Origin of the sequence: Paenibacillus sp. Marseille-P2973 (assembly GCF_018101095.1) — a bacterium.
Classification (GTDB): domain Bacteria; phylum Bacillota; class Bacilli; order Paenibacillales; family Paenibacillaceae; genus Fontibacillus; species Fontibacillus vini.
In genome coordinates this window covers 405,301-430,165 of the sequence record NZ_JAGQEH010000004.1, presented here as the reverse complement: position 1 = coordinate 430,165, position 24,865 = coordinate 405,301, and the positions used below count along the sequence as shown (strand labels likewise).

Annotated in this window: 22 protein-coding genes and 1 riboswitch; of the genes, 2 read left to right on the top strand and 20 right to left on the bottom strand. The window is 53.7% G+C overall.

Annotated elements, in window-relative coordinates:
• The gene (locus KB559_RS11480) at nt 1–1,527 is read right to left on the bottom strand and encodes an MDR family MFS transporter (protein WP_211021948.1); all 1,527 of its coding nucleotides are present in this window, start codon (nt 1,525–1,527) and stop codon (nt 1–3) included.
• 214 nt (nt 1,528–1,741) lie between these two features.
• On the opposite strand from KB559_RS11480, the gene KB559_RS11475 reads away from it, so the two are divergent.
• The gene (locus tag KB559_RS11475; protein ID WP_211021946.1) at nt 1,742–2,827 is read left to right on the top strand and encodes a M24 family metallopeptidase; all 1,086 of its coding nucleotides are present in this window, start codon (nt 1,742–1,744) and stop codon (nt 2,825–2,827) included.
• 63 nt (nt 2,828–2,890) lie between these two features.
• Here KB559_RS11475 and KB559_RS11470 read toward each other — a convergent pair whose 3' ends face one another.
• The gene (locus KB559_RS11470) at nt 2,891–3,592 is read right to left on the bottom strand and encodes a queuosine precursor transporter (RefSeq protein WP_211021944.1); all 702 of its coding nucleotides are present in this window, start codon (nt 3,590–3,592) and stop codon (nt 2,891–2,893) included.
• Nucleotides 3,593–3,864: 272 nt separating this feature from the next.
• Here KB559_RS11470 and KB559_RS11465 point away from each other — a divergent pair, with 272 nt between their 5' ends.
• Nucleotides 3,865–5,556, top strand: a complete 1,692-nt coding sequence (locus tag KB559_RS11465; protein ID WP_211021942.1) for a methyl-accepting chemotaxis protein — start codon at nt 3,865–3,867, stop codon at nt 5,554–5,556.
• A gap of 57 nt (nt 5,557–5,613) precedes the next feature.
• On the opposite strand, the gene KB559_RS11460 is transcribed toward KB559_RS11465, so the two are convergent.
• From KB559_RS11460 to cobD, 18 genes are all read right to left on the bottom strand, one after another.
• On the bottom strand, nt 5,614–7,143 hold the full coding sequence (locus KB559_RS11460) for a cobyric acid synthase (protein ID WP_247681774.1): 1,530 nt from the start codon (nt 7,141–7,143) through the stop codon (nt 5,614–5,616).
• A 396-nt stretch (nt 7,144–7,539) separates the two neighbouring features.
• On the bottom strand, nt 7,540–8,382 hold the full coding sequence (locus KB559_RS11455; protein WP_211021940.1) for an adenosylcobinamide-GDP ribazoletransferase: 843 nt from the start codon (nt 8,380–8,382) through the stop codon (nt 7,540–7,542).
• Nucleotides 8,379–8,990 (bottom strand): bifunctional adenosylcobinamide kinase/adenosylcobinamide-phosphate guanylyltransferase, encoded by a 612-nt coding sequence (cobU, locus tag KB559_RS11450; protein ID WP_211021938.1) that lies wholly within the window; start codon nt 8,988–8,990, stop codon nt 8,379–8,381. Before cobU ends, KB559_RS11455 begins: the two co-directional genes overlap by 4 nt.
• Nucleotides 8,987–10,075, bottom strand: a complete 1,089-nt coding sequence (cobT, locus tag KB559_RS11445; RefSeq protein ID WP_211021935.1) for a nicotinate-nucleotide--dimethylbenzimidazole phosphoribosyltransferase — start codon at nt 10,073–10,075, stop codon at nt 8,987–8,989. The genes cobU and cobT overlap by 4 nt, the downstream gene beginning before the upstream one ends.
• 108 nt (nt 10,076–10,183) lie before the next feature.
• The gene (locus tag KB559_RS11440; protein ID WP_211021933.1) at nt 10,184–10,972 is read right to left on the bottom strand and encodes an ABC transporter ATP-binding protein; all 789 of its coding nucleotides are present in this window, start codon (nt 10,970–10,972) and stop codon (nt 10,184–10,186) included.
• A complete protein-coding gene (locus tag KB559_RS11435) occupies nt 10,969–12,015 on the bottom strand; it encodes a FecCD family ABC transporter permease (RefSeq protein ID WP_211021931.1) in 1,047 nt (348 codons plus the stop codon). Before KB559_RS11435 ends, KB559_RS11440 begins: the two co-directional genes overlap by 4 nt.
• Nucleotides 12,012–13,022 carry an ABC transporter substrate-binding protein gene (locus KB559_RS11430; protein WP_211021929.1) on the bottom strand — a complete coding sequence of 337 codons (1,011 nt, stop codon included), beginning with the start codon at nt 13,020–13,022 and terminating at the stop codon, nt 12,012–12,014. The genes KB559_RS11435 and KB559_RS11430 overlap by 4 nt, the downstream gene beginning before the upstream one ends.
• Before the next feature lie 200 nt (nt 13,023–13,222).
• A riboswitch (cobalamin riboswitch) is annotated at nt 13,223–13,427 on the bottom strand.
• A gap of 117 nt (nt 13,428–13,544) precedes the next feature.
• The gene (locus KB559_RS11425) at nt 13,545–15,134 is read right to left on the bottom strand and encodes a methyl-accepting chemotaxis protein (protein WP_211021926.1); all 1,590 of its coding nucleotides are present in this window, start codon (nt 15,132–15,134) and stop codon (nt 13,545–13,547) included.
• A 164-nt stretch (nt 15,135–15,298) separates the two neighbouring features.
• Complete coding sequence (locus KB559_RS11420) at nt 15,299–16,174, bottom strand: TRM11 family SAM-dependent methyltransferase (protein WP_247681748.1); 876 nt, start codon at nt 16,172–16,174, stop codon at nt 15,299–15,301.
• Nucleotides 16,175–16,356: 182 nt separating this feature from the next.
• Complete coding sequence (locus tag KB559_RS11415; protein ID WP_211021922.1) at nt 16,357–17,133, bottom strand: ABC transporter permease; 777 nt, start codon at nt 17,131–17,133, stop codon at nt 16,357–16,359.
• 13 nt (nt 17,134–17,146) lie between these two features.
• Nucleotides 17,147–17,956, bottom strand: a complete 810-nt coding sequence (locus KB559_RS11410) for an ABC transporter ATP-binding protein (protein WP_211021920.1) — start codon at nt 17,954–17,956, stop codon at nt 17,147–17,149.
• Between the two features lie 12 nt (nt 17,957–17,968).
• The gene (locus KB559_RS11405; protein WP_244861629.1) at nt 17,969–19,057 is read right to left on the bottom strand and encodes an ABC transporter substrate-binding protein; all 1,089 of its coding nucleotides are present in this window, start codon (nt 19,055–19,057) and stop codon (nt 17,969–17,971) included.
• Nucleotides 19,058–19,077: 20 nt separating this feature from the next.
• Nucleotides 19,078–20,523: an aryl-sulfate sulfotransferase gene (locus KB559_RS11400; protein ID WP_211021918.1), complete on the bottom strand. Its 1,446-nt coding sequence runs from the start codon at nt 20,521–20,523 to the stop codon at nt 19,078–19,080.
• A 13-nt stretch (nt 20,524–20,536) separates the two neighbouring features.
• Nucleotides 20,537–21,142 (bottom strand): MarR family winged helix-turn-helix transcriptional regulator, encoded by a 606-nt coding sequence (locus tag KB559_RS11395; RefSeq protein ID WP_211021916.1) that lies wholly within the window; start codon nt 21,140–21,142, stop codon nt 20,537–20,539.
• A 297-nt stretch (nt 21,143–21,439) separates the two neighbouring features.
• A complete protein-coding gene (locus tag KB559_RS11390; protein WP_211021914.1) occupies nt 21,440–22,009 on the bottom strand; it encodes a histidine phosphatase family protein in 570 nt (189 codons plus the stop codon).
• Between the two features lie 13 nt (nt 22,010–22,022).
• Complete coding sequence (cbiB, locus tag KB559_RS11385) at nt 22,023–22,994, bottom strand: adenosylcobinamide-phosphate synthase CbiB (RefSeq protein ID WP_211021912.1); 972 nt, start codon at nt 22,992–22,994, stop codon at nt 22,023–22,025.
• Nucleotides 22,991–23,719 (bottom strand): adenosylcobinamide amidohydrolase, encoded by a 729-nt coding sequence (locus tag KB559_RS11380; RefSeq protein WP_211021910.1) that lies wholly within the window; start codon nt 23,717–23,719, stop codon nt 22,991–22,993. The genes cbiB and KB559_RS11380 overlap by 4 nt, the downstream gene beginning before the upstream one ends.
• A gap of 2 nt (nt 23,720–23,721) precedes the next feature.
• Nucleotides 23,722–24,822 carry a threonine-phosphate decarboxylase CobD gene (gene cobD, locus KB559_RS11375; protein ID WP_211021908.1) on the bottom strand — a complete coding sequence of 367 codons (1,101 nt, stop codon included), beginning with the start codon at nt 24,820–24,822 and terminating at the stop codon, nt 23,722–23,724.
• Between the last annotated feature and the right edge of the window lie 43 nt (nt 24,823–24,865).

The window sequence follows — 24,865 nt, the reverse complement described above, 5'->3', positions numbered from 1 at the left end:
TCAAACACGCTGTTTGGACACTTCGGCCGCCTTCGCCTTAGCTACCATCCGGTCGTTTGGCATCGCGATTACGACGAGTACGGCCAGAACGGCCGGAATCAACGCCCACATGAAGGTATGACCGATGGAAGTAGCCATCGCATTCGTCAATTTATCCAAAATATCCGGCGGAATCAGCGCCCGCTTCTCGGGAGACAACGCTTCCCGGGTATCCCCAAAGGCTTGGCCTGCCTGGCCCATTCCCTGAAAGGCCTCCGCCATATTGTTCGCCATCAGATTCCTCTGTACAATGCCGAAGATCGTAATCCCCAGCGTCATGCCAAGCGATCTGAGAAAAGAGTTGGTCGAGGTTGCCGCACCCCGTTTGCGCATATCGAACGGATGTACCGCAGCCATGCCAAGCACGGAAAAGGAGAATCCGACGCCAAATCCGGTCAAAATGCTATAGAGCGTCAGAAGCATCCGCGACGAATCGCCGCTCAGCGTACTGAGCGCAAAAATGCCCGATACGAAAAAGACGACGGAGATGGACATAACGCCCTTGTAAGACAGTTTTGAAGTCAACATCCCGCCCATCATACTGCCTACGACGGAGCCGATCATCATCGGCATCAGAATGAGGCCCGAGTTAGTAGCACTTCCCCCGAATACGCCTTGCACATAAATCGGAATATAAACCGTAGCCACGATAAAGACACTGCCATAGAACAACGCCAACAGGCTGCTTGTCGCATAAAGCCGGTTCCGGAACATATCAAACGAAATGATCGGCTCCTTCGCTCTTGTTTCCGCAACCAGGAAAACTACGAACAACAGCGCAAACCCGGCAAACAGGCCCAGAATGACCGCCGAATCCCAGGCGTATTTCTCTCCGCCGAGTTCCAGCGCGAACATCAAGCAGACGACAGCTCCAACCAGTGTAAACGCACCGCTCCAGTCGATCTGCTGTTTGGCATGCGTAAGCGATTCTTTATAGAACATAATGATCAGCACCAGCGATACGAGACCGATCGGTACATTAATGTAAAATACCCAATTCCAGCCGAGCGAGTCGGTAATATAAGCGCCGAGCAGCGGACCGAATATGCTGGAGGTGCCGAAGACGGCCCCCATCAGCCCTGTCATTTTCCCCCGTTTCTCCACGGGAAAAATATCATAAATAATCGTGAACGCAATCGGCATCAGCGCCCCGCCGCCGATCCCCTGGATCGCCCGGTAAATGCTGAGCTGCACAATGCTTCCCGCCATCCCGCACAGGATTGATCCGATCAGAAACATAATGATTCCGAACAGGAAAAACCGCTTTCGTCCGTACATATCGGACAGCTTGCCGAAGATCGGCGTACCTGCCATGACAGCCACCATATAGGCGGAGGTAACCCAAACGAATTGCTCCATTCCTCCAAGCTCGGAAACGATCGTTCCCATGGCCGTCGTTACAATCGTATTATCCATGGCCGACATCAGGATGCCTAACATGAGGCCGATCAGAATAAATTTGGTGTAGTCCTTTTTCTCAGCAGCCATTCTTGGCCCCCCTTGTACCTATTCAAATTTGAATACCTATTTTATTTTAGTGAATATTGATAAAAAGTAAACATTTTTTGAAAAATCATTTCCGATTTATTGCAATTGCAATCCGCTGCCGTTCAACATTGTCCCTTTGAGGCAACTTTTTTTTCTTTCCGGGAAGGTGTAGCCTATAATATATAGGAACAGAGTAAGAAAGGAAGTATTCGACATGAATGAACATTGGTCAGGATTAGAACAAAGCATGCGGCAGCAAGGGATTCAAACGCTGCTCATTACCGATCCCAAGCATGTATATTATTTGACGGGGTTTTTGAGCAATCCGCATGAACGGTTTCTGGGGATTCTCTTCCAACCCGGCAATGAACCGATTTTGGTGGCCCCCGCTCTTGACGAAGAGGCCGCGCGCGCCGCGACCGGAAATATGGAGATCATCACCCACCTGGATACGGATAACCCTTATCTTTTGTTAAAAAATAAGCTTCACGCTCCGGTCGGAACTGTCGGACTGGAAAAAGAAAACCTCACGGTAGCCCGCTTCGAACAGCTTCAAGAGTCGCTGGGCTTCACTACATATCACGACGTGGGGCCTTGGCTCCGTGATATGCGCGTCCGAAAAACGGCCGGAGAGATCGGCAAAATACGCCATGCGGTCCGGCTCATCGAGGAAGTGCTTCAGGAATCGCTCAAGCAGGTAAAAGAAGGCGTATCCGAGAACGAACTCGTAGCCGAAGTGGAATACCAGATCCGCAAGCTGGGTGCGGACGGTCCATCCTTTGATTCCATGGTGCTGTCCGGCGAAAAAACGGCGCTGCCCCACGGAGTTCCAGGAGAACGCAAACTTCGCCGCGGCGATATGCTCATGTTTGATATCGGCGTATATGCCTCAGGATATGCGTCCGATATAACGCGAACTTTCGCGTTCGGCGAGCTGACTGAGGAGCAGATCCGAATCTATGAGACCGTGCTTGCCGCGAACGAAGCAGCGATTGCGGCTATCCGTCCCGGCGTCACTTATGCGTCCATCGATAAAGCCGCCAGAGATGTCATCGAGAATGCCGGGTATGGCCAATATTTCATTCATCGGCTGGGCCACGGACTTGGCATTGATGTGCATGAATTCCCTTCGGTTCACGGGCAAAACGAATATCTGCTCAGCGAGGGCAATGTATTTACGGTGGAGCCCGGAATTTACGTTCCTGGCGTAGGCGGGGTGCGTATCGAGGACGATTGTCTCGTAACGGATACCGGCGTGGAAGTATTGACGAGCTTCCCCAAACAGCTGACGTATCTGTAATCTATAGGCCTATAAAAGAAAACAAACCTCCGGCTATATTGAATAGCCTGGAGGTTTGTTGTTTTATTGCGGAGCTATTGACGGCTCGTCTTCTTCGTGGCGGAAATTCCGGGCGATATACAGGAATGGAGTCCCCACCGCCGTCAGGACGAATTTGAACACATACGTCGTCAGCAGAATTTCAAACCAGACTTGGAGACTGTACTCTCCAATGAAAGCGATCGAGCAGAAAATCACGGTATCCACGAACGAACTTACCATCGTGCTGCCGTTGTTTCTGATCCACAACTGGTTCCTTTTCGGATAAAACTTCCGAATCCAGGCGTACAGTCGTACGTCAAGGAACTGGCTGACGAAATAAGCGGTAAGGCTGCCTAGGGCAAGCCGCGGCATCAGACCAAAGATCGTCTCGAGCGAACCTTGGGCGATATCGGTCTCCTGAGGCTGGAAGGCAAGGACCATCTGCATCAGAATCGTGGTCATGATCAGCGTAAAAAACCCGAACCAGACCGCTTTTTTCGCTTCCTGGCGCCCGAATTTCTCGTTGAGCAGATCACTGGTCAGATACAGGCTGACATACATCGTATTGCCGAGCGTCATGACGATGCCGAACATCTCCACCGTCTTAACGACTTGAATGTTGGCTACGACCGTAGCCACGCCGATCCAGGCATAAAGACCCTTTTTTCCGAACAGCTTGTAACAAAGCAGAAAAAAAGAAAAGTTGACGAGCATATAAAATATGCCCCATCCGATGTTGAACAAACAGAATTCCTCCTAGTTTTGATTACGCGGGATGGTTACGAACCGCGGCCGTGAATTAGCACAGCAAGTCCCAAGATACCATATCTCCGCTCAAGATTCTACCCCTAACATTCCGCTCAATTTTGAAAATGAAAAATAATGAAAAACATCATTTTCAAAAGCCGACTTTTTCTATAGAATAACAATAATGAACACCGGTCAAATAAGACCTGAGGCGCACCATACTGTATAGAGAGAACTAAACAGAAAATTAGGATACGGGGAGGATTTCCATGTTTAAGACGAAACATTCCATTAACCGCAAATTCATGTTCACGTTTGCTGTCGTCATCATTTTGTCATCGGTATTGTTCAGTACCAGCTTCTTAGTTGTTTCCATGGGAATCATCAACAAGAACGTTCTACCTCAGTTCGACAAGGTGCTTCAGACCAGTTCAAAAGACATATTCAAAAATCTGGACACAACCCAGGCTCTCCAGTTGCTGAAGGGTAAAGAAAATTCCCGCTTTGTCGTGGAATCCTACCTTTCGGACAAAGTGGAAGAATATCAGTTACATACCGCTTACATTCTTGATTTGCAGAAGGATAAAGCGACGGTCATCGGCGTAAACGAAAACTCCAAGATGAAGATCGGCGATTCACTGGCCATCCAGGAAGCCATGCTTGCCGCCGAATCCAAAGGGAACGCCAGAATCAGCGAATTGTATTCCGACCAGTTCGGCTCCCATAAAACCGCCTACATAGCTCTTCCCGGCAGTACGGCCCTTCTGGCCGTCGGTATGGATGCAACATTTATCGAGGAAAAAAGAACCGAAATCTACTGGATTTGCTTCGGGATCTCAATCTTCGTTATCGCCGTCGGCATGATCGTCGCCTACCTCAACAGCCGGAGAATCACCAACCCGATCAAGAAGCTCGCCGCTGTTACGGAAAAGATGGCGCAAGGCGATTTTCGCGAACAGATCGACATCGTCGCCAAAGACGAAGTGGGACATCTGGCCGACAGTTTCCGGACGATGACCGCTCAGCTCAAAGAGATGATCGGGAAAGTGCTGGAGACCTCCCAATCCGTCGTCAACGGATCGGATCAACTGCTTCATTCGACCGCGACGTACAAAGAACTTACTGAAAAATCCGGAGCGGCTACACTTGAAATTAAAGAAGGCAGCTACACTATCGCTTCCACCGCAGCCGAGAACGCCCGGGCCATGGAAGAAATCTCGCAAGGCGTACAGCATATTGCCACCTCTTCCGCGGAAGTCTCGGAAAAGATCGGCCAGGCCTCGAAAGAAGCCGGCTCAGGCAATGAGCTTGCCAAGACCGCCGTCGAGCAGATGAAACAGGTGGAGCAAGCGGCCATTCAATCCCGGGATTCCATTGCCGTACTGAACGAACGGTCGGAATCCATCGCCAGCGTAGTGAGCGTCATTATGGAAATAACCAAGCAAATCAACATTTTGGCTTTGAATGCCGCGATTGAAGCGGCTCGCGCGGGCGAGCACGGCAAGGGCTTCGCCGTAGTGGCCGAGGAGGTCCGCAAATTAGCCGAACAATCCCGAAACGCCACGGATCAAATCGGAGAATACCTGCTCAGCATTCGGGAAGAGGCGGTAAATTCGGTAAATGCCATGGATCATGTCAGCGAAGAGATCAAATCGGGCAGAGAGCGGGTCAACCAGGCCAGCTTAGCTTTCGGGCAGCTGACGGATTTGATTTACAACATCAATATGACCATCCAATCGGTCTCCGCTTCCACCCAGGAAGTGTCCGCCGGAACCGAGGAGGTCACCGCTTCAGTGGAAGAGGCCGCGAATATTACGGCAAAATCGCTGCAAAGCATCGAAGAAATCGCCAATTATTCCGGACAGCAGATCTCCGAAACTGAAATCCATTCCAAGACGGTACAGGCGCTGTTTGATCAGGCTTTGACTTTGAAGGCGTCCGTCGAAAAGTTCAAAATGTAACAAGTGCAAAAAGACGTATCCCTGTTATTTAGGGGATACGTCTTTTTTGATTCTAGCCTAATTACGAATCAATTCGTAAATCCGCTCCATATCCAAATGCCGGCTAACGTGGTCGGCCAGCCGATCAAAAGCGGCTACTTTACGCAACTCCGCTGAAATCTCCGAGGTCAGCGGGGACAGCCTTTTATCCTTGCGGACGGAATTCAGCCATGTCCGTCTCCATAAATCATTTTGGAACAAGCCGTGTAAATACGTTCCGAAAACCCGCCCGTCCGGCGTAGCGCAGCCTTCATTCCGCCCCGTCCCGTCTTCCTCCCGGATTCGGAAAACGGGCACGGTCTCCTTCTCATGGACGCCGCATGTTACTGTCCTTCCGGAGTGAATTTCATATCCGCTGATAGAAATGTCTCCGGTCGGACGCCCCGCAAAGTCTTCATCATTCATGAAGGCTGTTCCGGTTACACGAACGGTCGTCTTACCAGGGATAAAGGTCGTCGCGACCGGCAGCCAGCCAAGCCCTTCCGCATGGCGCGGTACGGACGATTCTACAGCAGCCGGATCATGAAGCTCCGCGCCCAGCATTTGATAGCCCCCGCATATACCGACAAGTCTGGTATGCGGCCGCCTTGCCATCATTTCCGCAATCCCTTCGTCGAGCCCTTGCTCCCGCAAATATTCCAGATCCCCGATCGTATCTTTGGAACCGGGAAGAATGACGACATCCGGCTCTCCCAATTGAGATAATTTCTGCACATACCGAAGGGAAACATCGGGCTCGGCGGCCAAAATATCAAAATCGGTGAAATTCGATAACCGGGGATGGCGAATTACAGCGATGTCCAGGTCCTTGCCCGGTAGAGGCCGGGTCGGATACGAATCCAGAACCACTGAATCCTCGGCTTCGACATCCAGGTCCGGCATAAACGGCAATACGCCAAGCACCGGTATGCCTGTCCGCTGTTCCAGCCATTCCAGCCCCGGTTGCAGCAGGGACAAATCGCCCCGGAATTTGTTGATCACGAATCCCTTCACCCGGGCCCGTTCTTCCGGCTCCAATAGCTCCAGGGTCCCGACAAGAAACGCGAACACGCCGCCGCGGTCGATATCCCCTACCAGGATGACGGGAGCATCCGCCCATCCTGCAAGATTCATATTGACGATATCCCGGTGCTTCAAATTGATTTCAGCCGGACTGCCAGCGCCTTCCATCACCACGATATCGAATTGCCGGCGCAGGCGTCCCAGCGCCTCCATCACCAACGGCTTGGCATGCGGCAGGAAATCCTCACGGTACCCCGCCGCGCTGAGATCGCGATAAGGCTTACCGTGAACGACGACCTGCGAATGCATCTCGCCCGTTGGCTTTAACAGGATTGGGTTCATATCCGTCGTTGCCGGAATGCCGCAGGCGTCCGCCTGTATACCTTGGGCCCTCCCGATCTCCTTGCCGTCCGGGGTTACGTACGAGTTCAAGGCCATATTCTGCGATTTGAAAGGGGCTGTGGAATGCCCGTCTCGCGTAAAAATGCGGCATAGCGCCGTGACAATCACGCTTTTGCCCACATCCGACGCTGTACCTTGCACCATCAGAACTGCGCCTTGCGGACTGGCTTTCTCATTTTCCGCTCTCAATTCGTCACCTGCCTCGGCATCCGCAATTACTTCGGCCGATTCCGCCGTCATTTTGATTTCGGCCCTTGTCCCCGCATCGTCCCATACTCGCTCACTCATCCCATCGCCTCCCTTCCAGTAAAAAGATATCTCTCGCGCTCATCTAAAACATGCCCGTTATGTGTTTAACTCTAACGGACATGACGGACGCTTAGCGCCCTAAATTTATCATTTTTTTAATCTAAAGGACACAGCGGCCGTTATTTTGCGAATTTCTACCCTAAACTACCTGTTCATCCCTAAATAACAGCTCTGATGTCCGTTAGCTGTTGAAAGCAGCGTTTTTATAAGAGTTAAGGTCTCTTATGTCCGTTAGCAGAAAAAAATGACCGCAACAAGCAGCAGCAAAGCTTCCAGGCCTTCATTCAGAGCTCCGTATATATCTCCTGTAAGTCCGCCAAGCCTTGCGCTGATTTTACTAGCAGCGAAAGAGCCTGCAGCCAAAGTCACCAAAGGCGCGGCGGCAAAATACCCCCCGATCGGCAGCCAGAAACCCATTCCGCCGGGAGCACTGCCGGAAATAACTCCTGAAATTAGCCCGTCTGCAATTCCGGCTATCCCGAGACCGGCGCCGGTCAGCAGCAGGGCCAACAAGGTAGCGCTGGCCATGTCCTTTGTGCCGAGCCCGCGAAACCGTCCGGCCAATCCTTCCCCGGCCCGCGCGGTCGGAAAGCGGTGCATGGCCCAGGCCATAAACCACCGGCTCCAGACGGGTACTGTCAGCATCGCAGCGGCGAATGCAAATCGGCCGGAGTCCAGGAGCGATGAAATCAGCGTTACTTTGAACAGAAGCAGCAGCACGCAGGCCAACACCCCCATCGCGCCGACCCGGCTGTCCTTCATGATCTCCAGCATCCGCTCGCGAGAGCGGTAGCTAAGGAGAGCATCCGCTGAATCCATCCAGCCGTCGAGGTGCAGGCCGCCAGTCAACCACACCCATATGATCAGCGCCGCTGCCGCGGCAGGCAGGGACGGAATCGCCCAGCCGGCAAGTCCTCCCGCCAATGCTACGGCAAGGCCGATTGCTGCACCGACCAGCGGGTAATACTTGGCGCTGCGCCTTAAAAGTTCCGGCGAGAAGTCCAGCTCGGCCTTCACCGGAAACCGGGATAAAAATTGAAAAGCGGCCAAATTCGGCCGTCCTTTTTGACTCATAATTTATACTCCCTGCTTTTGAGCTCTATGGCGATACCTGCGGTAACCAGAAACACCTGATCAGAGATTTCGGCCATCTTCCGGTTCAAAATTCCGGCCCAATCACGGTATTTACGTCCAAGCGGATATTCCGGCACGATCCCGCTTCCAACTTCATTCGTTACCATCACTAAATGGCCGCTATAACTCTCCACGGCTGAAACAAGACGGTCCATTTCCTTTTGCACCGCATGATCGCTGGCCATTCCATCTCCGTTCGTATCCCCGTCTTCCGGCATAAGCATCACGTTTGACAGCCACAACGTCAGACAGTCGATCAATACCACCGGGGCTAATGCTTCCCCGGTTTGAGCCGTGGCAGGGATAATCCCCCTTTGACCAGACGTTCCTTCCAGCAAGTCAGCTACATGGAGCGGCTCCTCTAACGTGGACCATTGGAACCCGCTCTCCTCACGCTGCAGCCGGTGATGCGCAATACGCTGTCTCATCTCCGAATCGAAGGCTTGGGCGGTTGCGACGTATAACCCGGAATCGCCATGCTTCATGCACCATTTTTCAGCAAATGCACTCTTACCGCTGCGGGCTCCGCCGGTAACCGTGACGATCATATCTGCGACTCCCCGGAAGACTCCGCCTGATCATTTCCCGATGAAATTCCCGCGCTTTCAAACGTCGCCATCTCCGTCATAATCCGGCAAGCCGCATCCACCAGATGCAAAGCGAGTACGCCTCCCGTCCCTTCGCCGAGCCGCATGTCCAGATGAAGCATCGGCTCCAGGCCGAGCGCCTTCAGCAGATGAACATGTCCCTGCTCCTGCGATACATGGGATGCGACCATGTAATTCACCGATTCTGGAGCTAATCGCTCGGCAGCCAACGCCGCTGCGCCGGAAATAAACCCGTCCAAAATGACCGGGCAACGATTTGCGGCAGCGCCCAAAATAACACCCGTCAATCCTGCGATTTCCAGGCCGCCTACTTTGGCAAGCGTATCTATCGCATCCGACGGGTCGGGACGATTGCATTCCAATGCACGTTCAACGACCAGAACTTTATGGCGCATCCGTTCTTCGTTGATTCCGGTTCCCCGGCCGACCGTTTCCAGGGAGGAGACCCCGGTAAACGCGCTCATAAGCGCGGCGCTGGCCGTCGTATTTCCGATGCCCATCTCACCCGTTACAAAGCATCTTATCCCTCTCGATACGGCATCTTCCACGATATCCACCCCGGCCATTATAGCGGCCTCGGCTTCTTCGCGGGTCATAGCCGGGCCGGATACCATATTAGCCGTGCCGAAGCGAACCTTCCGCGAGATGAGATCCGGATGTTCCAGCTCCGCATTGACGCCCACGTCGACGCACATGACTTCCGCCCCCGCTTGGCGGGCAAGAACATTTACTGCCGCGCCTCCGGAAAGAAAGTTGAACACCATCTGCGGTGTCACCTCAGCTGGAAATGCGCTGATCCCTTCCTCGCATACGCCGTGATCGGCAGCCATGACAACCACGCCGCGTCCCGGGAATTTCGGCTGCATCTCGCCTGTAATCCCCGCCAGCTTGACCGCCAAAGCCTCAAGCTTGCCAAGACTTCCCGGCGGTTTGGTCAAACTGTCCAAATGTGCTGCCGCGGCTGCCGAAGCCGCAGGATCCAACGCTCGCACGGATCCGGCTATATCCTTAATAGAGCGACTCATCCAATAACCCCTCTCTTCTTCTCGCCTATGATTCTTTTATACCATTCTACCATTCCTGCCCGGCAGGAAATACAAAAAAGCCCTGACAATTAATCGCCCGCTTCGGACTCAGCCGTTCTTGGCATCCTTTTGCAGCAGCAATTGCGGAACCCCTGTATCAGGATGGGCAACAATATGGGATTTGACATCAAATACGGATTCCATCGTATCGGAATTCAATATTTCCGAGGGAGCGCCCATGGCCACTAATGAACCCGCATTCAGGACCAGCAGGCGATCGCAGTAAAGTGAGGCGAGATTCAAATCATGCATGACAGAGATGACCGTTAATCCTTCTTCACGCTGCCACCCCGCGACAAGCTCCATAAATTGCTGTTGATAGCGAATATCCAAATACGTCGTCGGTTCATCCAGCAGAACTACCTCCGGCTGCTGCGCCATTACCTTTCCCAGCGCGGCCCGCTGCCTCTGTCCGCCGCTCAGGCTGCTGAGCTGACGATCCGCCAAGTCCCCGAGCTCCAACCTGTCCATTATGCTCTGCATCAGCTTCTCCGCATGTCCGTCCTTCTCTCTGCCCCGCCAGTCCAGAAACGGAAACCGCCCCATTTCGATCACTTCGCGCACGGTAAAAGAAACCGGAGGAAGCCCATCCTGCTGCAATACGGCCAGCTTCCGGGACAACGCCTTTCTGTTATAGGATGCTATGGGTTGACCGGATAATGAGATCTCTCCATGATCCGGGGCTTCGATGCCGGAAATCAGGCTCAGCAGCGTGCTTTTGCCGCTGCCGTTCGGACCGATAACCCCCCAGAACTCGCCGGGCTCAACCTTCCAGTTGATCTCTTTCAGCGCATGGAGACGGCCATACGATTTAGCGGCGTTTTGGACCTCGATCATCGCATTTCCCTCTCTCTCGCTTTTTTCTTCCTATATAACAAATAAGCAAAAAACGGCGCGCCGATAAAGGCCGTAATTACGCCGAGCGGTATTTCCGTTGGCGCAAGCAGAGAACGGGCCGCGAGGTCGCTCCACATCATGAAGATCCCGCCTCCAAGCGCGGACAACGGGATGATGAGACGATAATCGGGACCGGTAACCAGCCGGATCATATGAGGAACGACTAGCCCGACAAAGCCGATAACTCCGGAAACGGAAACAGCCGCTGCCGTCATCAACGTGGCCACGAGCAGAACGGCCAGTTTTGTCGACTCCACGTTCAGTCCGGAATGTGCCGCTTGACGTTCACCTAAAGCCAGCAGGTTCAATGAACGCGAACGGCTCCAGAGATAAAGTCCGCCAAGCAATAAATATGGAAGCAGGATGGCCGTATACGACCATCCTCGAAGACTCAGGCTTCCCATTGTCCAATACAAAATTTCGTTGACCGTCCTTTTCGACATGGCCGTAAGAAAAGAAACGACCGCCCCGAGAAAGGATTGCATCACTACCCCCGACAAAATCAGGCTTTCGATCGGTATTTTTCCATTCTCTCTCGCCAGCCACATCACGATCCACAGCGTTGCCGCCCCCGTCAGGAAAGCGACTACCGGCAACGTGAATATCCCCAGCAAAGAAAACTGCCAACCGAAAAAGATCAATACGGCCGCGCCTACCGCGGAACCCGAGGATACGCCCAGCGTGAACGGATCGGCAAGCGGGTTGCGGAGCACCCCTTGAAATGCGGAGCCCGCGACGGCAAGCGAAGCTCCCACCAACAGGCCGAGCAGCACGCGCGGCAGGCGAACCTGCATCACGATTTGCTCCGAAGCCACGCTCCAGTCAGGCTGAATCCACCGCCCGAGACCGGGCAACTGATGGAGCAGGATACGAGCGATTTCCCCGGCAGGCAAGTGAACGGAACCGAACCCGATGCAGATCAGCAGTGAGAATATAAGCAATCCTAGGCCGATAAATCCGTAACCTGCCAGCCTGGTCCTCATGGCTGAATCAGGTCCGGATAGATCGCTTTAGCCACTTCAATCAAACCTTGGGTTACCCGTGGTCCCGGCCGGCTGAGCAAATTGTCGTCCATTGCCACAATGCGATCTTCCTTCACGGCCGTGATCTGATCCCATCCCCCGCGGCCTTTGATAATCTCGGCTAACGTCCGGTTGTTCTCATCTACGACGCTTTTCGCATATAAAATAACGTCCGGATTTGCCTTAATAATATTCTCTTCGTTAATTTCGCTCCAGCCGGTAATGTCGGATGCCACATTTTCCCCGCCTGCAACCTGAATCATCTCATCCATAAACTCTCCCTTGCCTACCGTCCAGCCGGGAGAAAATTCGATATATACCTTTTTCTTTTGATCAGCCGGTAAAGATTTCACGGCCTCGGTCACTTTATCCAATTCGGCCTGCATTTGTGCGGTTACTTCGTTTGCCTCTTTTTGATGATCGGTGATCTCGCCGATCGTCCGGATATTCTCCATCACTCCGTCAATCGTCTTCGGATTGGAGCGGTATACTTTCATGCCCAGGTCGCTCAGGCTCTTGACCGTATCTTCCCCGATCAGGTTCCCCGCAAGCACAAGGTCAGGCTGAGCCGCAACTACAGCTTCTACATTCACCTGGAACCCGCCCATTCTTGGCTTGTCCTTTACGGCTTCCGGATAATCGTCATTATCGGAAACTCCGACCACCTGCTCATCCAGACCAAGCGCGAACAGCCCTTCTGTCTCCGATGGCGCCAACGATACGATCCGCTGCGGTGCGGATTCAAACGTAAACTCCGTTCCGAAAGCATCCTTTACCGTTAGCGGATAAGAAGTCTGCTGCCCTTCCTGCTCCGGCGCGGAAGTTTCGTTATTTTGACTCTGTTCCTTTTGTGACGTATTGCCGCTATTATCCGTCACGTTATTCTTTTCGTTTGTACCGCAGCCGGCCGTAACTAGCAACAACAGCGCCAGCAGCCAAATCCCCCAAATCTTAGTCCATTTCTTCATTTTGTCCCTCTCCTTCGGGTTTCTTTATTAAGAAACGCCTTAACCCTAGCGAAGCCCTATTATTTAAGAAAAAAACCCATCCTGAGCGGATGGGTTACGTCTACAAAGTCATATCGGAGGCCTTGGCTTAATGGCTTGACTGCCCTAGCGGAAAAGCAGGCTCCGTGTTCTAAGCAGAACGTTATCCTTTCCTCGAAGGACCGTCTAATCTCCCGTTGGCAGGTCTCCTGACTATCAGGTTGCGACGAAGTCCGCCTTCCCATCATACTATGGCGTATGGCAGTGGCATCGATGAGCTTCGTCCCTGTACACAGTGGCGGGACCGTGCCGGATTTACACCGGCTTCCCTTTTAACCCGAAGCTTGCGGTTAAGCTTGCTCCAGGACCTACGGGCACTTCTATTCGCTTGAATCAAGGCTTTCTTTCTCTATAGGATTATAGGGGAAAAGACTCAAACTTACAATACTCCCGGGCAAGCTTCATGATCGAATCCCCTGTTTCTCGAGACTCACCCAGGAACTCTTATTCTATTGACAAATCGGCTCCAAGTACGCCTATCACGATATCGTCCTTCACAATAGGAACAGATAAGGTGATGCATCGCCGTTTCGTTATAGCCGAGACATAGCTCTCCGAAATGACCGTCTCCCCGCTCTTTGCACTGCGGAACCATTCACGCCCCTTGGCATTCAGCAATCCCGCCTCCGGAATCGAAATCACAAATGAACCGTCCACCCGGTTTGTCCATGCCGCCTCCAGACCGGATTCCCGGGACAAGAGCAGCTCCAGAGCGGTCCGGTGATCCGCCTCCAACATCCCGGTCAGCGGCTCGGTTTGCGCAATCTCCTGAAGTTTGCGGGCGTAAGTCAAACCCAGAGCCCGGACCGCCTCCCGTTGTTCTGCCGACTCCTCACCACCGGATGAACCGATCCGGACAGCGTCAAGCGAGGTGATCAGTTCGGCTTGTGCCCGGTGCAAACCACCGGCTACGGTTTGCAGCTTGCCGATATGTATTCTTTGAGATTCCATGCGAGACAACGCACCTTCCACATGGGAAATGCTGCGGCTAAGCGCGGCATGGACATCATTCATCATACTGTCCATATTCCGCGTCATCTCAGTCTGTTCCTTGCTGCGCTTTCCTGTCTCGGCTACGTGATCGTTGATCGCAGCCACTTCATCGGAAATAAACAGGATGTCTCTCCCCATGATTTTCAATAACTCAATGCCGTCTAAAGCCGACTTCTTTCCCTCATGCAGCGTTTCCTTGACCCTGTCAACCTCATCCACGATTTGCCGGAACAAGGGAGCGGAGCTGCCGATAGCCTTGCCGCTCTGCTCAGCGAGTTGCCTCATCCGCATGGCCACCACATCGAAACCTTTGCCCTGCTCCCCCAGCCTGGCCGCCTCAATAGAGGCGTTCAGCGCCAGCAACGACACCTCGCCGGATATTCCCTCAAGCTCCCGGTACAGGGCCCCGAGCTTTCGTGTATTGCTCTCAAGATCATTCATAGGGCCGGCAATGGATTGCTGGGATTCCGCCAGCGAGCGGATCGTACCGTCTGCAGCTACGAGCGCCTCCGACATCCTTGAAGCTTCCGACAGCGTCCTTTCGCTGCGGTAACGCAGCTGTTCCGCAGCCTCTTGAATCCGGAATGCGGAAGAAGCTACCTCCTCCATCGCGGCCAGGCTCTCCTGCACTTGTTCCAAAGACCGTTCGCTGCTGGCTTTCAGCTTCATATCCTCAACGGAAGATACATCGGATAAATGCTGGAGCTCCCCGATACTCTCACTCACCTCACCGACGGCAGCTTGCAACCGGTCCGCCGCTACTCGCGATTCGTTCACCATCGCCCCCCATTGGCTTGCCGTCTGCGCTTCTTCGTCCGATCCCTGCGGAGCTGCCGGAGGAATAGAACCGGAAGGGGGTTGTCCTTTCCTCCAGGATATCGGAAGATTCAGGGACAGCATTACAAAACAAAGAACGGCAATCAGGGCCGTCAAAGGAATGTACCAGGAAGAATCCTGCAGCAAAGCCGCCACGAATAATACGATAGCTGCTATAAAGCCAAGCAGACGTACATTTTTTTCGAACACACCAAAATATCTCATTGTCCTCGCCACCTCATGTCAGATTATCTAACATTATAAAGCGGGATTCTGAACTTAAAAAGGGAATTTTATAGAAAAATTAAAAATATTCATAAATTCCCTTTGAAAACATCAATACTTTACACATCGTGTTATATTTATTCAGGCTTTTGACTGGGATTCGGTTATCCCTGACATACCCATATCTTTCGAATGAATGAACCTTTGGCTGCACGGCCGTAGTCCATAATTCTAAATCCGCATGCCAGAATATCCTCCTCTATCTCCTCCGTTGAGATGATTACAGCACGGTCGCTGAATCCCCGCAGGCCGGCCAGCATAGATTGTTTGACTTCTTGCGGCAGCACAGAGCACAGATTGTAGGGCATATCCAGAATCGCCGCATCGTAATGATCGCTCACGTCCCTCATGTCTCCGAAGGTAACAAGACTCGAGGCATCGTATCCGAAATACGCCAAATTCTCCCGGGCTCCCTTAACGGCCAGCGGATTCAAATCCCGGCCCCGGATGTCTATTCCCATAGATAGTGCTTCGATAAGGACATTGCCCATCCCGCAGCAGGGATCGATCGCCCTAATCCCTGCCGGGTCAGGAACTGCGATGTTGACAAGGGATCGGGCCAGCGCGGCGGAAAGCCCGGTAGAATAATTTTGCGGCTTATGCTTATGCTCCTGCCAGGCCGGATCCGCCATTCGGCAAACTCCAAGCAGCCAGCCCTCTTCAAAAGAAAGCAAACCAAACGTAAAATCCGGAGTGCGCATTTCTGCGGTCCCCCGGATACCAGCTCCTACTTGCCGCTCCAACTGCCGTTGCTCCCCATAACTCCGTTTCAACCCGTGCTTGATATACAGCACTTTAAACGTATGTCCATCAAGCTGAATTCCCCCCGCTTGGGCAACAATATCCTCAAGTCCCACCCCTGTGAACAATACGTCTATCCGCATGGAAATAAATGGACTCCGTTCCGGCGCAATCGCCACATTACTGTCTATATAGGGGTATACTCCCGGCGTTTGTCCGAATAGGGCACGGAATTCCATATTACACAATTCGCGATCGTTTTCATGACAAGCAAATGGATAAATATATCGATCAGAATGTAAATTCGTCAAAAACTTTGGTTGTTGAGATGACTCGGATGCACTTTCCATGATTCCTCCCGAAATATAAGACCTTGCTCTTATTGTATCAAAATCGCAATCGGGAAGCTCAAATATGAACCCTATCTCCGAACCGGGGTAGAGCCGACGACTCCATACCTCCACAATACTTTGCGTCCGAACCAGCCAAACAGCCGGTCCGTGACAAAGCCCATTAATCCGAGGCTGATGAGGCCGACAAAAATCCAGTCCGTGCGGAAAAACAACCGCGAGTTCCAGATCAAATAGCCGACGCCTTCATTGGAAGCGATCATTTCCGCCCCGACGATGGCCATATACGATGTCCCCATGGCGAGCCGGACTCCGGTGAACATATAGGGCGCCGTCGCCGGGATGATGACATGCAGGATGATCTGCCATTCCGATGCCCCCATGCTGCGGGCCGCCCGGACTTTATCCTCTTCTACGGACAGCACCCCTGTCAGCGTGTTCATCATCACGATAAATAGTGTGGCATACAGGATCAGGGCGATTTTTGACTGCTCCCCGATGCCGAACCAGACAAGAAACAGCGTAATGAATGCGATGGGAGGAATAAACCGGATGAAATTGAGCAACGGCTCGGCAAAATGACGGATGACATCCACCTTGCCGATGAGGACGCCCAGCGGAATCGCAATCAGGCTGCCGAGTGCCCAGCCGCTAAACACTCTGTAAAAGCTGATACCGATATATTTCGGGAGCGAGCCGTCCTTGAACAGTTCAACCCCGCCTTTAACGGTCTCTACCGGGCCGGGAATTACTTCAGGGCCGTAAAGCAACGCCCCGGTTTGCCAGGCCGCCAAAACGAAAATCCAAAGCAGGAGCAGGCCGGCCCATTTCTTTTTTAACCAAGTCATCACTCTTCCCCCCCTATTCGTCAAAGTGCGCCTGAATCCGTGAATGATACTCGTAAAACTCCGCCGCCGAAACTTCCCTTGGATAAGTGAGCGGAATATCGTAAATATGCGATATTTTGGATGAAGGGCCCGGGGACATGATGCCAATCCGTCCTCCGAGCAGGATAGCCTCTTGGATATCGTGCGTTACGAACACGATGGTTTTGTCCGTTTGCCGCCAAATGCGAACCAGCTCTTTCTGCATCGTTCTGCGGGTCATCGCATCCAATGCGCCGAACGGCTCATCCATAAGCAGGATTTCCGGATCGTTGGCCAGGACGCGGGCAAGTTGCACCCGCTGCTTCATCCCGCCGGATAGTTCCCTCGGCAGTTTATCTCCATGTCCTGTCAGCCCTACCAGGTCGATATACTGCTCGGAGACGACCCTTCTGTCCCGCTTCGGAACCTTCTTCATCTTTAGCCCGAACTCGACGTTCTGCCTGACGGTAAGCCAGGGGAACAGCGAGGAATCGGCCTGCTGGAACACGACCGCCCGGTCGCGACCCGGCTTATCGATATCGGACCCACCAACACGCAGATTTCCGCTTGTTTTTGAAATGAAGCCTGCGATCATGTTCAACAGTGTGGATTTTCCGCAGCCGCTCGGCCCAAGGAGAACAAAAAACTCGCCGCCCTTGATCACCAGGTCCACATCTTTGATGATGTAGTGAATATCCCCGTTTCCACTACCGGACCCGGGATGATCATGATAGCTTTTGTTCAAACCTTCGATTGTGATTGTATGTTTCTTTGAAGCCACAGGTTTAACAGACGCCAAGGACATCCCGATCCCTCCTTAAGGTGCCGCCGTCACGCGGTCAGGAAAAACAGTCCGCAGCGGATCCAGCTTGATTTTATCTCTCAATTCGAAGTCCTGCTGTATGATCCCGTTCTCCACCATGTATTGCTTTTGGCGGGACAGGCTGTCGAGCGCGGAATCCGTGAATTCGACGTTCCAATTAATGACGGATAAATCCTTCAGCGTCGCTTCTTTCGGTTGTTTGACTTCCTTGTATAAAATATCCGCAACCTTCTCCGGGTTCTCCTTCACAAACCGGGACGATTCATCCAGCGCATCCAGAAAATTCGCCACGACGTCCGGCTTGTCGGCAATCAGCGATTCCGGGGCGATAATCTGGCTGCCGATCCGTACCTTCGTTTGCGACATATCGGTCAGTTGATGCGCTCCCTCCAAAGCTTCAAACTTATCCACCATGGCTGCACCGGTAACCCAAACGGCATCGACTTCGCCCTTTTTCAGTGCAATGTATGCTTCATCAAATCCTCCTTGGCCGATGAACTTGACATTCTCGGGTTCGAGCCCGTATTCGGACAAGTATTCATCCCATAAATAAGAAATGAAGGTCCCCCGCAAAAAGCTCAGGTTCTTTCCGGCCAAATCCTCCGGACGTTCTATTTCGTTCCGCACGTACAGCTTCCACTGTTTCGCGCTCAGATCGGTAGAGTTTCCCGTCGACGCGATGATCGCGTACTCTCCTTTGCTGACGGCGTTCAAAATCGGGAAGTCGGCTCCCCAAGCGATATCCGCCTGCTTGATAAACAATGAATTAATTCCTTCCGCCGGCGTGGCAAACGTAACCAGTTTCGCTTCGATTCCGTGCTTCTCAAAAATCCCTTGATTCGCTGCAACCCGCAGCACGGGATTTGAGGAAATATCGGCGATATTCAGCTTCACCTTCTCCGCTTTTTCACTTGCGGTTTCGGTTGTCCCCGCGCTCTCTCCATTTTCGGCCGCACGGGCTTTGGATGACGTGGAATCCGGCGACGAACCGCAGCCGGTCAAGGCAATGATAAATAATAAAGATAGCGAAACAAGCATAGTCACCGATCGAGTCCTATTTTTCTTATGGTTCTGGTTCAGCATGGTCCTTTCCCCTCCTTTAATTATTCATCTTTGTTCTGAGGCCGCTCGTCGATGCGGGCGACACACAGAGCTCCATCCTCGTAAGAGATCGTGCCGTCCACAACAGCAACGGATTCGGCACCCGTCCCAGCGGCACCCGGAACCCGGAAGCTAGCCACGTCCAACGGTTCAATCGCCTGTTCGACCGGACGCGAAAGCTGAGGCACCCACTCGTAAGGCACGCGATAAGCGCGATACACCATATTGGAGTTCCGTTTATTTTTGTAAGGTGAAATATATTCCCAAACCAGCTCATGCTCCCGGGTCACTTCGAAAATCCGTCCGTCCGCCCCTTCCGTAATCAGCGTGTTCCCGTTTGGCAGCCGCTGGGCGGAACTGATATAAGGACTATAGAAACGATAAGAGTCCAGCGGGGCAATAAATCCGGCCTCGGTCGGAGTATACTGCCACACGATTTCGAGAGTGACCGGATCGATCTCCAAAATGCGGGAATGGTCCCGAACCGCGTTCTTTTGGCCGATTGGAGAAGCCGGATTCGGAGCGCCGTACCCGGCCCAGCCGCCGTTGTCAAACAGGAGCAGATTGCCTTCGCCCGGCAATCCCCGGGGAATCAAGTGAGCATGATGCTGCCCGATAATCCAGCCCAGATGCTTAAATTCGGGAGCCGAATAATCCGGGCCTAACCGCCAGACGATCGCTCCGGTCTTTTTGTCAACGATAGCTATAATGTTGCTCTCTCTGGCGTCCCAGATAATATTGTCGGGATGGAACCGCTCGTCTCCCGCATCATAGAACCGGTTCGGTCCGAGCACCGAGATGGAATTGATATGCATCCAGTCTCCCGATTCATCGCCGAAGAACCGGGTGTTCGGATCGCGGAACAACACGTTTTTAGCCTGCTCGTCAAAGCCGAGTTCGTCGAAATGCTCATGGCAGTTCCATTCCCAGACAATGTTTCCTTCCCAGTCCACTTCAATAATCGAATCGTCCAACAGCAACTTATCTGAGATTTTCGGGTTGTGCACATTTTTATGAACCAGAATTAGCGTGTTTCCCCCGCCAACTTCCGGGTCGGCGCCGGGAACATAATACCCTACGGGATTGCCACTTCGCTGGTAATCGTGATGGGCTCTCGCCATCCACTGCGGTTCATGCCCGGGATCCTCGATCCATTCATGGCGATTGAAACGCCATACGATGTTGCCGTCCCAATCGACCTGAACCAGGTCGGCCTCGTCCTGAAAACCGTGCTTGGGGTCCCGTTCAGCCGTGCTCCCGAGCACGTAGCCTCCCGGAAACACCTTGTTGGGGAATCCGCGCAGGCCCTTCCACAGATGAACCTCCTTTCCGCTCATGTCGATCAGCAGCGCTCCCGTGTCCGCCGCCTGATAGATCGTGTAACCGCTCCATGCTTTCTCCGGTTTGTATACCGTTGCTCCCGTAGGATATATTGTCGGATGTCCCATTTATACCGCCCCTTTAGTAAGATAGATATTTCCCCTGCCGTTTCTCTTCTCCGGCCGTTTGTTCATCGATATCTTCAGGCCGAACACCGGTGGAATGAACCGATGGTTGCCGTAAATTGCTCTCCGCAAGGGAGTTCAACGTATCTGAAAAATGTTCCAGCCGGTCGATCAATCCTTTGAACAGATCATGGACTTGCCCCAGCTCCTCCACCGATAATTCCTCAAACAAAATCGCAATGCACCGGGTGCCGATGTTTCGATTGCGGCTCACGAATTCCCTGCCCTGCGTAGTAATATCAAGCCATACCGACCTGCGGTCGCTGTCCCGCCGGATTCTCAGGGCGAACCCTTTTCTCTCCAACTTGTCGCAAAGTCCGGTCACGGCACCCGAGGTGAAGTCCAGCTCTTCAGCCAAATCCCCAAGACGCTGGGGGCCTTCCCGGATCATTTTTTGCAATACCAGCAAACCGGGCAGCGAGATCCCCTCGACTTCAACTTTGTCCCGTTCCTTCACGAATCGTCTGACCATTCTCCGGAACAGCCAATCCGCTTCCTCCATCAACTCCAACTCGGCGTTGCATCTGCTAATGACGGCCCCATCCCCTTTTGTAAAATTCATGCTCCTCCAATCGAACCCGAAAGTATTCCCTGTTTGAGTTCCGGGTTCGGAACCAACATTTTCACTCGTACATCCGCATTCCCGGCATGCGCAAAAGGCCCCCGAAAGCAATCCCGTGAGGGATTCTTTCAGGAGCCTTTGGTGATCCAATCGGCTGCCCGGTATTCTCTTAGCACTAAGAAAATGATTGATAAAAGATTTTATATCACGAATATTAAACCCATTATTCACACCTGTCAAGTATGAATTATATTTAAATTAAAAATGCCCACTTAAAAGTGGACACTTCACTTAATTTCAAACCTTTAATTTCAGCACTTCCCCCGTCGAGATCTTGTATTTGGCGTCCCAGAAATCGGTTCCCGGCTTCAGGATTGTACCCAGCATGGAAATAACGCCCCCATGGGTTACGATCAGACAGGGGTCATCCGCCAGCCTTTTAGCTCGGTGCTTGCGATAATCTACTGCCACCTCACCGGCAAATTCCCGAATCCGACCTTCAAATTCCGGCCACGATTCACCGCCCGGTGGCACGACGGTTTGGGGGCTGTCAATCCAGTTGCGATAATGCGGGTTGTGCTTAAGCTGCTCATACGTCCGGCCTTCCCATTCTCCGAAATTCATCTCTCTGAGCCGCGCGTCATAATGGGTAGCAGCTTTTAAATCCGGGCGCAAATATTCCAATGTGCTCCTGCAGCGCCTGAGATCACTGCAATATACGGCGGAGAAGGAGATCCCCGCCAGCAACGCCTGCAAAGAGGACAGTCCCGAAGTGTCCCCGGGCAGCAGGTCCGGATCACTATTTCCCTGATATTTATGCGCTAAGTTCCACTCTGTCTTGCCGTGACGAACCAGCCATAACTCCATCACGCTTCCTCCTTCAAATCCAGGCTGGACCGCCGGTCACCCAAATCCATACCCCGGTTGCCAGCAGGATGAACAATCCGGATACGAAGAACATCAGCCTGGACGCTCTTGAAATATCATCGGGCTCCAGTTCCCGCGTTTTGTCGCCCATGTAACTCCGGAACGATTTGACACCATGATAGGAGTTCTCCCCGCCAAGCCGGATGCCGAGCGCTCCGGCCACCGCCGCTTCCGGATAGCCGCTGTTCGGGCTTGGATGCGAGCGGGCGTCCCGCCGCACGGACCGCCATGCGCCGGCGGCGTCAAATCTCAAGCACCAGGAAGCGAAGATGAGCATTAGCGCGGTCAATCGGGCGGGAATGAGGTTTGCGATATCGTCCAGGCGGGCGGATGCCCAACCGAGATGTATGTATTTGTCATTCTTGTAACCGACCATCGAATCAAGGGTATTTACCGCCCGGTAAGCCATCGCCAGCGGAGCTCCGCCCAGCAGGGCGAAAAACAGCGGCGACACGACCGCGTCGACGATGTTTTCGGCCACGGTTTCTACCGCGCCGCGAGCCACTTCGGGCGAATCAAGCTGCTCGGTATCGCGGCCGACGATCATGCCTAGCGATCGACGGGCAGCAGGCAGGTCGCCATTTCGCAGATGGCCGCACACCTCCATCCCGGCGTCCCGCAGCCCCTTGGCCGCGATCGTCGTCCAGATGAGCGCGGCTTCGGCCGCAGCGGCGAGCCACGGGTTGATCCCGGCCAGCAGGCGCAGCGCGGCCCAGGTCAATGCAAAGCTGCCGCCCGCTATAACGAGCGGCAGCAGCACCCCCGCGGCCTTGTAGGCGCGGGGCGGAAACAGGCGGCGGATCGCCGCCTCGACCCGCTTGATCGCCTTCCCCATCCCGATAACGGGATGAGGAAGCCAGCGCGGGTCGCCAAGCAGCCGGTCCAGCGCATACGCGACCGGCAGCACCCACCACGCCGCCGTCAAGCGCGCGCCTCCGCCGCTACGCGCAGCGACTCGCTCACGGCGGCATAGACCAGGCGGCCCACCGTGCCGCCAAGGTCCGTTGCGGTGCCGGCGTAGCTGTGCAGCAGCGGCCAATCCGGCCGCTGGCTTACGCCGAGCACGACCGCATCGGTCGTGGTGCCGGTGGCCGAAAGGCCCGTCTCGGCGTCGCGCACGCCGAGATCGCTAAGCGCGGCGGCCTTCGCCTCGGTTGCCGTGATGATGGCGTTCACCATCGCTCCCGGCGTCATCCGCCCGTCGACCGCCAGCATCAAATTGATCGTCCCCGGCGTCCAGGAAGCCGGAAACGTCGTCCGCTTCACGCCCGCACGAGCCGCATTGGATACCCCGGCCGTGGCGCAGCAAAACACGGCGTAATCGTCGCACCGTTCCTCCGCAACGGAGGCGTGTCGCAATTGGACCGCGGTAAGCAGGCCTGCCGTATCCATTGAAGGATACCCCCAAGCTCTTAGACTATCGGCAATATCTCTTTCCGGATCATCGCACCGGTAAAAACGATCCACATAGATGTTGACGATCCGTCTCAGCGGCGTCATGCCGCCGCCATAGACAGAGCTTCCCAATCCATCCATTACCGCTGGAGCTTCCAGCAAAATATGGCGGTCTCCCCGGGTCAGCTTCAAGCCCGGCCACACGGCCGATTCATAGCTCCCGCTTTCGCCGGTTTTCAAAAAAGGCGTAGCCATCTCTATTTTCCTCCCTCTCCATTCAGCACTTGCTTCAAAGCATCTAGCAGCTTAATGCAAGCATCCCGGTCTTTCACGGCAATCCGGATATCCCGCTCCCCGAGCCCCGGATACATGGCGCAGCTACGCACCAATATCCCCTTAGCTCCTAATGCCGCCTGCATCCCCGCAGCCGTCCAGTCCCCGGGCAAACGCACAAGCAGGAAATTGGCCTCGCCGGGCCAAGTCCGGCACCCCATTCCGTCCAGTTCCTTCCGCAGCATCGCCCGCTGCCGGGCAATCTGCGAAATCGTCTCCTCCTCATACTCTTGTCCAGCGGCAAGACAAGCTTCTCCCGCAATCAGGGCCAGCGAATTAACGCTCCAGGTCACCTGCTTTCCCCGCATCGCTGCCGCCGTCTCCGGATGAGCAACGGCATAACCGAGACGCAGTCCCGGAATTGCATAAAACTTCGTCATCGACCGGATCAGAATCAAGCGCGGATAGCGTCCGATCTCCTTAAGCAGCGACTTTCTTTCCGATCCCGGAATAAAATCAATAAACGCTTCGTCGACCACGATATATGTACGGCAACGCTCCCCCGCCTCGGCGAATCGCCGCAGCTCATCCAGGCTGTACTGGACGCCGTTCGGATTGTTTGGCTGTCCGATAAATACGAGGTCACTTTCACTGATCAGCTCTTCCACTTCTTCAGGCGATGCTTTAAAATCCAGTTCTTCTCTTCCGTATGCCGACAGAACCTGCGCTCCGAATTGTTCCGATAATGTCTTATATTCCGAGAAACACGGTTCAACAACCCCAACCTTCTCCGGCTTTAGAGCCAGCAGAGCGAGCGCCATGTTTTCAGCCGCCCCGTTCCCGGTAACCAGACCGGCTTCCTCCGTATCGAGCGTGTCCGCTAAGCGCGAAACGAATGCCCTGTGGCCCGGGTCCGGGTAACTCGTTATTGTCGGCAGCGCTTCGCGTAACCGGTCGAACAACCCCGGCGGAGGTCCCAGCGGATTGATATTGGCGCTGAAGTCGATAAATTGATCCGCAGGTATCCCGTATCTGGCGGAAGCCGTCCGTAAATCCCCGCCGTGCCCGTAAACTTCCAGTATCATAAACTCTCCTCTTTCCTACCCAAATGAACACAACTTTTAGCGG